General features: G+C 74.4%; 12 protein-coding genes. 4 read left to right on the top strand and 8 right to left on the bottom strand.

Translation table 11 applies throughout. The features are described from left to right. Window positions 1-104 precede the first annotated feature (104 nt). Both DQE82_RS27720 and DQE82_RS27715 read left to right on the top strand, forming a co-directional pair. A complete protein-coding gene (locus DQE82_RS27720) occupies window positions 105-1,694 on the top strand; it encodes a PP2C family protein-serine/threonine phosphatase (RefSeq protein ID WP_233514812.1) in 1,590 nt (529 codons plus the stop codon). Continuing rightward, entirely contained in the window at window positions 1,691-2,671 is a 981-nt protein-coding gene (locus DQE82_RS27715; protein WP_113974645.1) for a B12-binding domain-containing protein, read from the top strand. Before DQE82_RS27720 ends, DQE82_RS27715 begins: the two co-directional genes overlap by 4 nt. Window positions 2,672-2,673: 2 nt before the next feature. Here DQE82_RS27715 and DQE82_RS27710 read toward each other — a convergent pair whose 3' ends face one another. Next, on the bottom strand, window positions 2,674-3,189 hold the full coding sequence (locus DQE82_RS27710; RefSeq protein WP_064447786.1) for a MarR family winged helix-turn-helix transcriptional regulator: 516 nt from the start codon (window positions 3,187-3,189) through the stop codon (window positions 2,674-2,676). Window positions 3,190-3,284: 95 nt separating this feature from the next. Between DQE82_RS27710 and DQE82_RS27705 the strand changes: the two genes are divergently transcribed. After that, window positions 3,285-4,415, top strand: a complete 1,131-nt coding sequence (locus tag DQE82_RS27705; protein ID WP_113974644.1) for a PP2C family protein-serine/threonine phosphatase — start codon at window positions 3,285-3,287, stop codon at window positions 4,413-4,415. 10 nt (window positions 4,416-4,425) lie between these two features. Here DQE82_RS27705 and DQE82_RS27700 read toward each other — a convergent pair whose 3' ends face one another. From DQE82_RS27700 to DQE82_RS27670, 7 genes are all read right to left on the bottom strand, one after another. After that, entirely contained in the window at window positions 4,426-5,907 is a 1,482-nt protein-coding gene (locus DQE82_RS27700) for a sugar transferase (RefSeq protein WP_043328795.1), read from the bottom strand. Window positions 5,908-6,120: 213 nt separating this feature from the next. Further along, entirely contained in the window at window positions 6,121-7,875 is a 1,755-nt protein-coding gene (locus DQE82_RS27695) for a substrate-binding domain-containing protein (RefSeq protein ID WP_051611375.1), read from the bottom strand. 178 nt (window positions 7,876-8,053) lie between these two features. Then, entirely contained in the window at window positions 8,054-9,088 is a 1,035-nt protein-coding gene (locus DQE82_RS27690; protein WP_176722729.1) for a lactonase family protein, read from the bottom strand. Window positions 9,089-9,194: 106 nt separating this feature from the next. Further along, complete coding sequence (locus tag DQE82_RS27685) at window positions 9,195-9,797, bottom strand: ATP/GTP-binding protein (RefSeq protein ID WP_113974643.1); 603 nt, start codon at window positions 9,795-9,797, stop codon at window positions 9,195-9,197. After that, complete coding sequence (locus tag DQE82_RS27680; protein WP_030502282.1) at window positions 9,778-10,167, bottom strand: DUF742 domain-containing protein; 390 nt, start codon at window positions 10,165-10,167, stop codon at window positions 9,778-9,780. Before DQE82_RS27680 ends, DQE82_RS27685 begins: the two co-directional genes overlap by 20 nt. Beyond that, window positions 10,157-10,579 carry a roadblock/LC7 domain-containing protein gene (locus DQE82_RS27675; protein ID WP_043328791.1) on the bottom strand — a complete coding sequence of 141 codons (423 nt, stop codon included), beginning with the start codon at window positions 10,577-10,579 and terminating at the stop codon, window positions 10,157-10,159. Before DQE82_RS27675 ends, DQE82_RS27680 begins: the two co-directional genes overlap by 11 nt. Continuing rightward, window positions 10,579-12,933, bottom strand: coding sequence for a nitrate- and nitrite sensing domain-containing protein (locus tag DQE82_RS27670; protein ID WP_064447789.1), 2,355 nt, complete (start codon window positions 12,931-12,933; stop codon window positions 10,579-10,581). The genes DQE82_RS27675 and DQE82_RS27670 overlap by 1 nt, the downstream gene beginning before the upstream one ends. Before the next feature lie 305 nt (window positions 12,934-13,238). Here DQE82_RS27670 and DQE82_RS27665 point away from each other — a divergent pair, with 305 nt between their 5' ends. Beyond that, on the top strand, window positions 13,239-13,874 hold the full coding sequence (locus DQE82_RS27665; RefSeq protein WP_113974642.1) for a hypothetical protein: 636 nt from the start codon (window positions 13,239-13,241) through the stop codon (window positions 13,872-13,874). The last annotated feature ends 9 nt before the right edge of the window (window positions 13,875-13,883 follow it).

Raw genomic sequence — 13,883 nt, 5'->3', positions numbered from 1 at the left:
CTGACCGAAGCGCCCGGCCACCTGAGGTGACAGCCGCGCGCCGGGGCGGTGTCGCGGGGCCGGTCAGCGGCGGTGGGCACGCCTGGAGGAAGCGACCCCGGCGGGTGGCCGGGGCCGCGCTCCCGGCTGACGACCGGCTCGCCCAGGAGCTGCTGGACGGGCTCGCCGAAGCGGTCGTGACAGTCGACCCGGCCGGCGTGGTGGCCCTGGTCAACGCGATGGCCACCGACCTGCTCCCGGAGCTGACCCCCGGCGTCGACCTGGCCGGGTGCCAGGTGCCGGCGCTGGCCGAGGCGGCGCGCACCGGGTCGGACACGTTCGAGACCGAGCACCACGGCCGGCGGTTGCGCGGGCTGCGGCGCCCGCTGGCCGCCGGGCGCGGCGCCTGGTACGTCCGAGACGTCACGGAGGAGCACGCACGCACCGACGCGCTGCTCGCCGAACGCTCCCGGACCGCGTTCCTCGCCCGGGCCGGCAGCCGGCTCGGGCTGTCCCTGCACCGGGACCAGACGCTGCGCGCCGCGGTCACGCTGCCGGTGCCCTACCTGGCCGACGTCGCCGTGGTGGTGCACCGCCCGGCCCCGCCCGCCGAGGACGCGCCGCACTGGATCCGGTACGCCACCGGCGACTCCGGCCCGGTCACCGGCGTGACCGGCTGGCGCACCGTGGAGTCCGTCCCCGGGCTGGTCGAGGCGCTCGACGGCGACCGCACCGAGCCCAGTCCCTGGCTCGACGCCGAACTGGCCGACCTGGCCGAGGTGCTGCCCACCGGCTTCGGCCGGCCGGGCACCGTGCTGATCAGCCCGATGCCCAGCGCCGGCGGCCCGGCCGGCGCGCTGGTGCTGGCCCGCCGCCCCGAACGGCCCGGCTTCGACCAGCGGGAGATCGCACTGGCCCGGGAGTTCGCCGGGCGGGCCGGCGCCGCGCTGGCCGCCGCCGAGCTGTACGGCGAGCAGGCCCACCTGGCGCGCGTGCTGCAGAACAGCCTGCTCCCGCCGGAACTGCCGCGCCTGCCCGGGATGACGCTCGCCGGCGGTTACCGCGCCGCCGGGGACAGCCTGCGCATCGGCGGGGACTTCTACGACGTGTTCCCCACCGCCGAGGGCGGTCTCCTCGCGCTCGGCGACGTCTGCGGCAAGGGCGTCGGCGCGGCAGTGCTGACCGGCCGGGTACGCCAGTCGCTGCAGACGCTGCGCCTCGTCGAGCAGCGTCCCCGGGAACTGCTGGAGCTGCTCAACCGGGCGCTGCTGGACGCGCCGGACGCCGCCCGCCGGGCCCAGTTCACGACGCTCCTGCTCGGCGCGGTCCGCCGCGAGCCCGGCGGCGGGCTGCGGGTCCGGGTGGCCGGCGGCGGGCACCCCGCCCCGCTCGTCGCCCGCGCCGGCGGCGGGATCGAGACCGTCCGGGTGGGCGGCATGCCGGTGGGCGCGCTCACCGACGCGCGGTTCGTCGACGCCGAGGTACGGCTGGCGCCGGGCGACCTGCTGCTGGCGTACACCGACGGGGTGACCGAGGCCCGGGGCGGCCCGACCGAGCTGGCCATGTTCGGCGAGGACCGGTTGCGCCAGGCGGTCGCCTCCGGTGCCGGGCTCCCGCCGGCCGCGCTCGTGGAGCGGGTGCTCCAGCTCGTCGACGAGTGGCTGGACGGGCAGCCGCACGACGACATCGCCATGCTGGCGCTGGCCGCCGGGTGAGCCCGGAGCACCGGATCGGGCCGGAGACGCTCGCCGCGTATCTCGATCACCTGGACCGGGCCGACCGGGCCGGCGCGATCGCGCTGGCGCAGGAACTGCTCGCCGACGGCGTGCCGGTCGCGGACATCCTGGTGGACCTCGTCGCGGTGGCGCAGCAGGAGATCGGCCGCCGCTGGCTCACCGGTTCCTGGAGCGTGGCCCAGGAGCACGCCGCCACCCATGTCAGCGAACTCGTGGTCGGCGCGGTGGGCGCGACGATCGGCGCACCGCGACGTGGGCACGTGGTGATGGCCTGCGTCGAGGGCGAGTGGCACGCGCTGGCCGCCCGGATCGTCGCCGAGGTGGTCCGGGCGGCCGGCTGGCGGGTGACGTTCCTGGGCGCCAGCGTGCCGGCCCGGCACCTGGTCTCCTACCTGCACCAGACCGGCCCGGACGCGGTACTGCTGAGCTGCGTGCAGCCGAACCGGCTGGTCCGGGCGGCGCGGATGGTGGAGGCGAGCCGCGCGGCCGGGGTGCCGGTATTGGCGGGCGGCCCCGGCTTCGGGCCGGAGGGCCGGTGGGCCGCCACGATCGGCGCGGCGGCCTGGGGCGCCAGCGCCCGGGACGCCGTCGCGCTGCTGGACCGGCCGCTGTCCGCGGGCACGCACATCGGCGCGCCACCACCGCCGCCCGACGACTCGTACGTCGCCCTGCTGCACCGGCGGCGGGAGCTGGTCCGGCTCGCGCTGACCGCGGTGGACCCGCCCGAGGAGACCGCCGAGGACGCCGCCACCGGCATCGCGCACCTGGTGGACGCGCTGATCGCGGCCGTGCGGGTGGACGACGACCGGCTGCTGCGGGACTTCGTCGAGTGGCAGGCGGAGGCGCTGACGTCCCGGGGCGGGCGGGCGCTGCTGGACGAGGTGCTCGGCACGCTGGAGCGGGCGCTGACCGAGCATCCCCGGGTGGTGGCCCGGCTGCGGGCCGTCCGCGGGTGAAGTCAGGCGGTACGGGCCACCGGCGGCTCGCCGGACGGGCGGACCGGGTCACCGATCCGCTCCCCGGAGGGCTGCAGCACCGGCCAGCCCTCGGCCGCTGTCGCCTCCCCGCGCCGGCCGACCACGTCGAACTCGCGCATGCCCTGCAGCAGTGCCACCCGGCCCTCCGAGCTCATTCCGTCCAGGATCCGCTCCAGCCGGCGCCGCCGGTCGGTGCGCAGTTCGGCGAGGAGCCGCAGGGCCTCCGGAGTGAGGTGCAGGGAGATCTCCCGCCGGTCGTAGCGGCCCGGCTCGCGTTCCAGCATGCCGGCCGCGACCAGCCGGTCGCAGAGCCGGCTGGCGGAGGAGAGCAGCATGTCGGTGAGGGTGGCGAGCCGGCGGAGGTTGATGCCGTCATACTGCTCGACGACCATGATCGCGCGTAACTGGGCACTGGACAGCCGGCTGGTGGTGCGCTCCCGGGCCGCCTCCCAGACGGCGAGCAAGGTGCCTGCCGCCTCGTCCAGGGCGGCGGACATACTCGTGTCAGGTCCCTGGGGACCAGGCTCTTCGGTCATGGTGGGCCCGAGACTACCCCCCGGATCTGCCCGGCGACCTGTGCAAAGGAGCAAAGATGAGCGGAGCGGAGGGCCGCGCGCGCCGGGTCCTGACCGAGGCGCCGACGGATCTCATCGTGGACCGGCTCGCCGCCGAGCTGGCGCGGAGTTACGGAATCACCCGCACCGAGCTCTACCAGGTCGACTACCGGCTCGCCGAGCTGCTGCCGCTGGGTGACGGCGAGGCGCTCGCCCGCCCCGGTCACCCGGCCTGGCGCGCCTTCGACCATCAGGAGCCGGTGATCGCCGACGAGGTGGGCTGGTTCCCGGTGGGCATGCGCGGCGAGCGCCGGGGCGTCCTCCGGGTCTCTCCGGTGCCGGCCGACCCGGACGCGCGCCGCGAGCTGGACACCATCGCCACGGTGCTCGGGCACGAGCTGAGCGCGGTCATGGCGACCACCGACATCTACCGGACCGCCCGGCGCAGCCGGCGCCTCACGCTGGCCGCCGAGATGCAGTGGGAGCTGCTGCCCGGGCGCAGCCGGATCCGGCCGTCGTTCAGCCTGGCCGGGCAGCTGGAACCGGCGTACGCGGTGCGCGGGGACAGCTTCGACTGGTCCGACGACGGCCACCGGCTCTGGCTGGCGGTGCTGAACGGCTTCGGTGAGGGGGTGGCCGCGGCGCTGCTCGCCTCGCTGGCCACGTACGCGCTGCGCAACGCGCGCCGGGCCGGGCTCCCCCTGGCCGATCAGGCCGCGCTGGCCGACCAGGCGATCTACGCGCAGCACCGGGGCCAGCAGCATGTCTCGGTGCTGCTCGTCGAACTGGACCTGGCCACCGGCACGCTGGCCGTGGTCGACGCCGGTTCGCCCCGTCTGCTGCGGCTGCGGGCCGGCGAGGTCAGCGAGCAGACGCTGGACGAGCAGTTCCCGCTCGGCATGTTCGAGGGCACCGACTACCGGGAGCAGACGTTCCAGTTGGAGCGCGGTGACCGGCTCTTCGTGGTCAGCGACGGCGTCATCGACGCCACCACCGAGCAGGGGCGCTACGGCGAGGCGGCGCTGGACCGGTTCCTGCGCCGGACCGGGCCGATGGAGCCGCTGGACGCGGTCCGGTCGCTGATCGGCGACCTGCGGGCCTTCGTCGCCGGCGATCTGGTGGACGACGCGGTGGTGGTGTGCCTGGACTGGCTGGGCCCGCAGCCCTGACCCGGCCCGCTCAGTACGCGCCGCGGCTGTTGATCACGGCGCCGAACGTCTTCCAGAGGATGGTCAGGTCGGCGGCCAGCGACCAGTTCTCCACGTAGTAGAGGTCGAGCCGGATGCCGTCCTCCCAGCTCAGGTCGGACCGGCCGCTGACCTGCCAGAGGCCGGTCATGCCGGGCTTGACCAGGAGGCGTCGCGCCACGTCGCCGTCGTAGCGGGCCACCTCGGACGGCAGCGGCGGGCGCGGGCCGACCAGGCTCATCTGGCCGAGCAGCACGTTGACGAGCTGGGGCAGCTCGTCCAGCGACCACTTGCGCAGCAGCCGGCCCACCCGGGTCACCCGCGGGTCGTCGCGCATCTTGAACATCAGGCCGTCGGTCTCGTTGCGCGCGGCCAGCTCGGCGAGCAGGGCGTCGGCGTTGACCACCATGGTGCGGAACTTGAAGACGCCGAACTCCTCGCCGCCCTGACCGACCCGGGTCTGCCGGAACAGCACCGGACCCCGGCTGTCGATCTTGATGGCGAGCGCGATCACGATCAGCAGCGGCGCCAGCACGAGCAGCGCGATCAGCGAGATCGACCGGTCCACGAAGCCCTTGACCAGCTTGCGGGCGCCACGGAACTCGGGCGCCTCGACGTGGATCAGCGGCAGGCCGGCGACCGGGCGGGTGTGGATGCGAGGGCCGGCGACGTCGGTCAGCGCCGGCGCCACCACCAGGTCGACCCCGGTGCCCTCCAGCTGCCAGCCCAGGCGGCGAAGCCGGGTCGCGGTCAGCTCACCGGAGGCGGTGACCGCCACCGTGTCGGCGCCGATCGCGGTGGCCGCCTCCGGGATGCCCCGGAAGGAGCCGACCACCGGCACGTCACCCAGCCGCTGCGGCACCGGGGCGAGCAGCGCGTCCGGAATGCACGCGCCGACCACCTGGTAGCCCGCGTACGGCTCCCGGCGCAGCGTGTGCACCAGCTCCAGCACGTGTGCCGTGTCGCCCACCACGAGCACCTTGCGCGACCAGCCGGCGCCCCGGTCGCGGGCCCGGTGCAGCCGCTTGCGGGCCGCGAACCGCGCCACCTCCAGGCCGACGGTGCCGACGGCGAAGGAGATGGCCAGGAAGCCCCGGGAGACGCCGACGTCGGCGATGTACCCGGCGATCGCGATACCGCCGGCCAGCCGCATGCTCGCCGCGCTGACCCGGCGGTACTCGTCCGCGCCGTACCCGAGCACCTGGTCGTCGTAGCACCGCATCGCCTTGAGCGAGACGAGCCAGACCAGCAGCAGCGCCGGGGCTACCACGACGTACGGGATCTCGGACCCGGTCGGCTCCTCGTCGCCGAACCGGGCCAGGTAACCGACCAGGATGGCCACCGCCAGCACGGTGGTGTCCAGCACCACCAGGACCCGGATGTAGGCCCGCTCCGCGGCTCGTGTCGTCTTGCCCGGGCGTTCACCACCGGGTCGCGACGACGTGGCAGGGGTCAACAGCGTCGCCGAGGTCACCGGCCCTCCCCACTTCGCTCAGGACCGCCCCGTCCCCGCCCGGCTCCGGTGTGGAGCCCGCGGTCGAGGCACCCGGTCATCATGCCTGGACAATTATGGTTACCGATTGATTCGGACGCATTACCGTCAGTTCTCATCCCGCGTCTTGACCCGGGAAGCCTTCCGCCGTACCGGATTTGCCGGTACGGCGGAAGACTAGCGCTGAGCTTCAGGTCAGCGCGGGGCGGGCGGCCGGAGCGCGATCGCCCGGAGGAAGATCTCGCCGATCTTGCTGGGGTCGGTGGTGACGAACGCGCCGCCGCCGGTGACCTTGGTGATCGACTCCAGCTCGGCCCGGTTCACCTCGGTGCCGATGCCGATGATGACGACCTGGACCGGCTGCTCGTCGTCCTTCAGCTTCTTCAGCTGGTCCAGCAGCTCCTTCTGCGAGATGCCGTTGTCGTCCTCGTTCTTGCCGTCGGTGAACAGCACGATCGAGTTGACCTTGCCCGGCTCCCAGTCCTGCTGCACCTTCTTGTACGCCGCGAGCATGGTGTCGTACAGGCCGGTGTCGCCGCTGGAGGGCTTGATCGAGGCGAGGCCGCGCTGCAGCGCCCCCCGGTTGCTCGACAACGGCTTTATTCCGACCAGCTCGCTCCAGTCCTGCGAGCCCTGAAGGTTCGTGGAGAACGTCCACAGACCGATCGACCAGGAGTCGTCGAAGAGCCCGAGGCCCTGGCTCGCGGCCGCCACCGTGACCTGCTCCCGGCTGGCGCCGTTCGCCGTCGCGACCGGCTTCTTCATCGAGCCGGAGACGTCGATGACGCAGAGCATCCGGCCCGACTGCGTGGCCACCGACCAGGTGGTGGTCGCCGTCGAGATGGCGCCCGGGTCGAGGTCGGCCGCGCCGCCCTGACCGGACGGCGGCACCTGGCTCGCGCCGCCGTTCGCCGGGCTCGGCGCGCCCGTCGGGGCCTGGAAGCCGCGCCCCCAGTTGCCGTCCGGCGCGCGCAGCGCCTGCGCGGCCAGCCGGTCCTTGAAGTCCGGCGTACGCAGCACCTCGAAGAGCACCCGGGCGGCGGACGCCTTGGCCGGCTCGATGCCGGGCAGCACCGCGAACGGGTAGTCGAGCGGGATCGGCACCGGCTCCAGGTAGAGCGCGGCCAGCCGGATCGGCGGCTTCGTGCTGTTGTAGGCGATCACGTCCTCCTCGGACAGCGCCGCCGCGCCCAGCCCGTTGGCGATCGCCGTCGGGTCCGACGAGCGCGGGAACCGCGCGAGGAGGTCCTGCCGCAGCGAGGAGCGGTTCGTGGCGAGGGCCCGCAGCGCCCCGACCATCGCCTCCTGCGCCTTCGGCGAGCCGGAATCGCCGGTGGAGCTGGCGGCGGCGGTGAGCGACAGCAGCCCGGACAGGCCGGCCGCGTCCTGGGTCGGCTCGACGATCCCGGCCCGCAGCGGCTTACTCGCGGTGACCTGGGTCAGCAGGTCGGACCAGCGGAGCTTCTTGTCCGGCCACCCTATGCGCGAGGCCACCGGCTCGGGCAGCGCCACCACCACCGGGCTGCGCGCGATCGAGGCGCCGTTCGTCGGCGCGAAGGCGCTGGCTCCGCCGCTCTTGAGCCGGACCAGCCAGGTCGAGGAGTCCGGCACCCAGACGTCCGGGGTGACAGCGGTGCCGCTGGCCTGCCCGACTCCGGCGAGCGTGGCGCCGTGCTTGCTGGCCACCGCGGCGGCCACCTCGACCGACTCCGAGGAGGAGACGTTGACGGCGATGCAGGTGCCGCCCACCGCGGCGCCGTCGGCGACCCACTGGTCGGCGGCGCCGCGCACCGCGGGGGCGATCTCCGGGGCGGTCGCCACCGACAGCTCGATCCGGCCCGAACAGTTCGGGCCGGCCAGCTGCTGGTAGCCGAACCAGGAGCCGCCCACGACGGCGACCAGGGCTACCGCCACAGCGGCGGCGCCTGCTCCACGGAGATTGGAACGCATGCGATGGCGGCCAGACACGGTGACCATCTTGCGTACCTCGTGGGGTTACCACCACAACCGTTCGGACGAAAGTTACGCAGCAGAAACAGTTGATCACCTAACTCATACGCTAAGTTACTGGTCAGTCATTTCAGAGTGATGAAGTCCACTGCGGACGGTCGTTTCGGTGACCGTCCGCTCACGGCAGGAAGCAGGTCGGGCTCGCCACCGGCACCGGCTCCCCCATCACCTCGGGCACGCCGCTGACCGGATCGACCCGGAAGATCCTGATCATGTCGGCCCGCTCGTCGGCGACGTACAGGTGCTCACCGGCGAACGCGAAGTGCCGGGGCCACTCACCGCCGGTGTCGACCTCGGCCACCAGCTCCGGCGCTTCGCCGTCGAGCGCGAAGACCGCCACCGTGCCGACGCCCCGGTTGCCCACGTAGAGGAAACGCCCACCCGGTCCCACGCTCACCTCGGACGGCTGGACATGCCCGGCCCGCCCGCTGGCGTCGACGCGCGCCCGCTCCCGCGGCCCGTCCGGCGTCAGGTCGTACGCGGTGACAGTGGCGTCCAGCTCGCCGACCAGCCACGCGCGCCGCCCGTCCGGGTGCCGGGCCAGATGGCGGGGCCCGGTGCCGGGCGGAGTGCTCACCCGGGGCTCCCGGGGCGTCAGCCGGCCGGAGCCGGCGTCGACGTCGTACCGGTAGACCGAGTCGGTGCCCAGGTCGACGGCGAGCAGCGCCCCGCCGGCCGGATCCGGCGACACCATGTGGCAGTGCGCGTGCTCCTGCCGGTCGGTGTCCGGGCCGTGCCCCTCGTGCCGGACCAGGTCGGCGCGCTCCCCCGGCACGCCCTCGGCGTCCAGGCCGAACACCGCCACGCTGCCGCCGCCGTAGTTCGCCACGAACAGGTGCCGCCCGTCCGGGGCCACCGCCACGTGACAGGGCTCGGCCCCGCCGGACGGGCGCTCGCCCAGCGGCGTGAGGTCGCCGTCCGGCGCCACCCGGAACGCGCCGACCCGGCCGTCCGGCAGCTCGTTGCACGCGTACAGCACCGGCAGCGCCGGATGCCGGGCCAGGAACGACGGCGACGGGGTGACCGCCACGACACCCAGCGGCGTCAGCCCGCCGGTCGCCCGGTCCCGCCGGGCCGCGACGACGCCCTCACCCCGCCCGCCCGTCTCCGCCGTGTAGCCGCCGATGTGGACGATCTCGTCCTGCCCGGTCACCGCTCCCACCTTCCGTCGGTCCTGTCTCCGCCAGATCCAACCAGAGGCTTCCCGGTCAGGCGTCCGATCAGTCCCGCGACGGCCGACGAGATTCGCCGCGGGCGGCTCAGCCCACCGGCACCGGCTCGCCGCGCTGCCGCGCCACGTGCTCGACCAGCGAGATCAGCACCAGCTTGCCGGACTGCCGGTCCCGGGCGTCGCAGAGCACGAGCGGGACGTCCGGGTCCAGGTCGAGGGCGTCGCGCACCGCCTCCAGGCCGAACCGCCGGGAGCCCTCGAAGCAGTTCACGCCCACCACGAACGGGATGCCCCGCTGCTCGAAGTAGTCGATGGAGGGAAAGCAGTCGGCCAGCCGCCGGGTGTCGGCGAGCACCACCGCGCCGAGCGCGCCGAACGCCAGCTCGTCCCAGAGGAACCAGAACCGGTCCTGACCCGGGGTGCCGAACAGGTAGACCTGCAGGTCGTCGTTGATGGTGATCCGGCCGAAGTCCATCGCCACCGTGGTGGTCGCCTTCTGCTCCACCCCGGAGACGTCGTCGGTGTCGAGCCCGGCGCCGGTGAGGACCTCCTCGGTCTGCAACGGCCGGACCTCGCTCAACGCGCTGACCAGCGTCGTCTTGCCGGCGCCGAAGCCACCGGCGATGAGGATCTTCAGAGCCAGCGGCACCTGGGGCACCCCCGGCTCCCGGTCATAACGCACGGAGTCCACTGACCACCGCCTTGAGGATGTTGTCGTCGGGCAGGTACGCGGTGGCCGGTGGCCGGTGCACCGCGACGAAGCCATGGGCGAGGAGGTCGCCGAGCAGCACCCGCACCACGCCCACGGCGAGGTCCAGGTCAGCGGCGAGGTCGGCCACGGCCTTCGGCCGGCGGGCCAGTTCGATCAGCCGGCGATGCTCCGGCTGGAGGCCGGGCGTGCCGGCCGGCTCGGCGTCCGGCGTGGCGAGCACGAAAGCCAGCAGGTCGAAGCCGTCCACCGGCGGGCGCACCCGGCCCCCGGTGAGCGTGTACGGGCGCACCACCGGACCGGCGTCGGCGTCCAGCCACTCGTGTTGCGGCCCGGGCGAGTCAGCGCGCATCGGCCGGCCCCCCGCCGCTGCGGGCCGGCGCGGCCAGGTTCTCCCCGACCCGGATCACCAGCATCGCCATCTCGTACGCCACCAGGCCGATGTCGGCGTCGGCGTCGCTCGCCACCGCCAGGCAGGCGCCCTGTCCGGCGGCGGTCACGAAGAGATAGGCCGACTCCATCTCCACCACGGTCTGGCGGACCGCGCCGCCGCCCAGGTGCCGGGTGGCGCCCTTGGCCAAACCGGAGAAGCCGGACGCCAGCGCGCACAGGTGCTCCGCTTCGCTGCGGTCCTGGTCGCCGGAGGCGCCGAGCAGGAGCCCGTCCGCCGAGAGCACCACCGCCCGGCGTGCGGCGGGCACCCGCTCCACCAGGTCGTCGAGCAGCCAGTCGAGATCGGCGTTCTGCCGCGTCGTGTACACCACTAGGCGTCCCTCTCAGTCGCGGTTCGGTCCTCCGCCACCGGCAGGGCGGGCTCCACGGCCGGCCCCGACGTGGCGGACGGCGTACCGGTGTCAGGCTTTTCGGTGGTGGCCGGATCGGCGTCACCGGCCGGGTCGGTGGCGCGGGCGCCGTCCCGGCGACCCCGCGCGGTGCCCGCCTGCAACGCCGACATGGCCCGGCGCGCCTCCTCCGGCGTGCGGTACGCCGGGGCGTCCACGACCGCCGCGCGCGGACGCGCGGACGCGCCGCGCCGCCGGATCCGGCGTGGCAGGCCGTCGCCGTCGGTGGGAGGCTCCACGGTCGAGGCGCGCGCGGACTGCAACGGGACCACGGTGCTCTCCGACCGGTCCCGTCCCGGCCGGTTCGGGCGCCCCGGACGCGGCACCGTCGTCAACCGGGTCACCTTGGCCAGGCGCCGCCGCTCCGGCCCGGCGGGGCCGTCCGTGCCCACCGGCGGCTCGTCGGTGATCAGATCCGACGGTACGAACACCGCGGCGACGATCCCGGCCGGACGGGCCGGCCGCAGCTCCACCCGCACGCCGTGCCGTGCGGCCAGGCGCGCCACCACGAACAGCCCCAGCCGGGCGCTGCCGGCCGGGTCGAACTCGGGCGGCTCGGCCAGCTTGCGGTTGGCGGCGGCCAGGGCCGGCGCGGACATGCCCAGCCCCCGGTCGGTGATCTCGATCGTGTAGCCGCCCGGCACGGTCCGGCCGGTGACGTCCACCCGGGTGCCCGGCGGGGAGTACGCGGTGGCGTTCTCGATCAGCTCGGCGAGCAGGTGGATCACGTCGCCGACGGCCCGGCCGAGCACCCCGGCCGACGCCACCTCACCCACGTCGACCCGGTCGTACGCCTCGACCTCGGAGATCGCGCCGCGCATCACGTCGACCGCGGCGACCGGCCGGCGCCAGCCCCGCCCGGGCGCGGCGCCGGCGAGGATGACCAGGTCCTCGGCGTGCCGCCGGAGCCGGGTCGCCAGGTGGTCGACCTGGAACAGTCCGGCCAGCTCGTCCGGGTCCTCGGTACGCCGTTCCAGCCGGTCCAGCAGCGCCAACTGCCGGTGCACCAGGCCCTGGCTGCGCCGGGCGAGGTTGAGGATCACCTCGTTGAACCCCCGGCGCAGGGTGACCTCGTCGATCGCGGCGCGCACCGCGGTACGCCGCACCTCGTTGAACGCGCGCGCCACCTGGCCGATCTCGTCGCCGCCGTGGTCCAGTTCGGGCGCCTCCCGGGCGACGTCGACCTCCTCGCCGCGGCGCAGCCGGGCGACCACGTCGGGCAGCCGCTGCTCGGCGACCTCGGTCGCGGCGGTGCGTACGCCGGTCAGCCGCCGGGCCAGCGACCGGCCGACCCGCAGCGCCACCAGCACGCAGACGACGATCGCGACGAGACCCAGCACACCGGCGGCGGCGAGCTGGACGAGGATCCGGGTGGCCATCGGCACCGACCGCTCGGCCAGGGCGTCCGCGCCGCGCAGCTCGAAGTCGCGCAGGCTCTGCCACACCTCGGCGTGGCCGGCCTCCCAGCCGGCCATGTCGAACCGGGCCGGCAACGCGGACGAGCGGATCAGGGTGTCCTGGAGCGCGCGCAGCTTGACGAACCCGGCGCCCTCGGTCAACCGCTGGTACGAGGTCCGTTCCTCGGAAGGCAGCTCGGCGACCGCCGTCTCCGCCAGGAAACGCTGGTTCTCCAGGGTCCGGACCAGCTGCTCGTGCTCGCCGTCGGCGTACCGGCCCGCGATGACCGCGCCGGCCAGCAGCGCGTCGGCCTGGCCGAGCAGCTCGCGGGAGCGGCCCAGCGCGGTGAGCGCCGTCGCCTCCCGGTTGAGCTGGGCGTCGGGCAGCGCTGCCATCGCGCCGAACGCCTGGAACGCCGAACCGATCATCCCGCTGTAGAGGCCGACGGCGCCGGACCGGTCCACCTTCCGGTCGTCGATGAAGGCGCGTCCGGCGGGCAGCGCGTCCAGTGCCGAGACCAGCTGGTCGAGGCGGCCGTCGAGCTGCTCGTCGGCGACGTCGCGCAGGGCCTTGCCGTCGACCTTGCGGCGCAGCTCGACGATCGCGTCGTCGGTGCGTACGCGCTGTTCCGCCAGGGCCGGCAGGGCGCTGCGGCCGGCGAGCTGGACCACCGACAGCCGTCGCTCCCGTTGCAGCTCCGCCACCACGCGCTCGCCGGGACGGCCGAGGTCGTAGAGAAGGGTACGGGCGGAGAGCAGATCGAGCGCGGGCCCGAAGGTGAGCGTGGTGGCGAAGATCCACAACGCCAGCAGCCCGGTCACCGGGCCGATGACCAGCGCGGTCAGCTTGGCGCGGATCGGCCAGTCACGGGTGTTCAATCAGACCTCGCCCGGGAAGGTGTCGCTCGGTGGCGCCGGCAGCGGCCGTCACGTTCGCCGGCCACGACGCCGGGCCCCGGCCCGGACGCCTTGGGCAGGATACGTAATCCGGGGCGGATGCACTACCGGCCGTCTCGGCTCTCACTACGGTCCGAGACGGGCACGGCGGGCGCAGTCGGACACCGGACCGGCACCGGACGGCGGTCGCGACACCGCTCCTTATTTCCCGACCGGGGCGGAAAGTGCCGCGCAACGGGATTGGCGATCACCCGCATGAGGGAATACCAGCGGGCGAAGGAGGAGCCATGTCGTCCACCCAGGTAATCGTCATAGTCATCGTCGTCCTCGTCATCGCCGCGCTCGCCGCGTTCGCCGTGGTCGCCAGCCGCCGCCGGGCGCTGCGGGAGCGTTTCGGCCCGGAGTACGACCGGGTCGTCGCCGAGCAGGACAGCCGCGGCGCGGCCGAACGCGAGCTGCGTGAGCGCGAGCGCCGGCACGCCGAACTGGAGCTGACCCCGCTGAGCCCGGAGTCCCGGGCCCGCTACGCCGCCGCCTGGGAAGAGCTGCAGGTGCGCTTCGTCGACTCGCCCGCCGAGACCGTCGGCGAGGCGGACGAGCTGGTCAGCCGCCTGATCGCCGAGCGCGGATACCCCACCGGGGACTTCTCGGACCAGATCGCCCACCTCTCCGTCGAGCACGCCCGCACGCTCACCCACTACCGCGACGCCCACGAGATCCGGCAGCGCAACGAGCGCGGCGAGGCCGGCACCGAGGACCTCCGGCAGGCGCTCGTGCACTACCGGGCCCTCTTCGCCGACCTGCTCGGTGAGGACCCGGTGCCCACGTCCACGCCGCAGCCGGAGCAGCCGGAGCAGCGGGAGCAGCCGGAGCAGCCGGAGCAGCGCCACCCCGACCACGACCACGACGTCACGAGCCGCTGAGGAGGCCGC

Source organism: Micromonospora sp. LHW51205 (genome assembly GCF_003315815.1).
GTDB lineage: Bacteria > Actinomycetota > Actinomycetes > Mycobacteriales > Micromonosporaceae > Micromonospora > Micromonospora chalcea.
Note: the sequence above shows the minus strand (reverse complement) of the source record. Positions and strands in the feature narration are given on the sequence as shown.

Bases quoted from the DNA above. Each gene is read 5' to 3' on its own strand.
- DQE82_RS27710 (WP_064447786.1), bottom strand. From the start codon at position 3,189: ATGTCCGCCGCCCTGGACGAGGCGGCAGGCACCTTGCTCGCCGTCTGG.
- DQE82_RS27705 (WP_113974644.1), top strand. From the start codon at position 3,285: ATGAGCGGAGCGGAGGGCCGCGCGCGCCGGGTCCTGACCGAGGCGCCG.
- DQE82_RS27695 (WP_051611375.1), bottom strand. From the start codon at position 7,875: ATGCGTTCCAATCTCCGTGGAGCAGGCGCCGCCGCTGTGGCGGTAGCC.
- DQE82_RS27680 (WP_030502282.1), bottom strand. From the start codon at position 10,167: ATGCGCGCTGACTCGCCCGGGCCGCAACACGAGTGGCTGGACGCCGAC.
- DQE82_RS27665 (WP_113974642.1), top strand. From the start codon at position 13,239: ATGTCGTCCACCCAGGTAATCGTCATAGTCATCGTCGTCCTCGTCATC.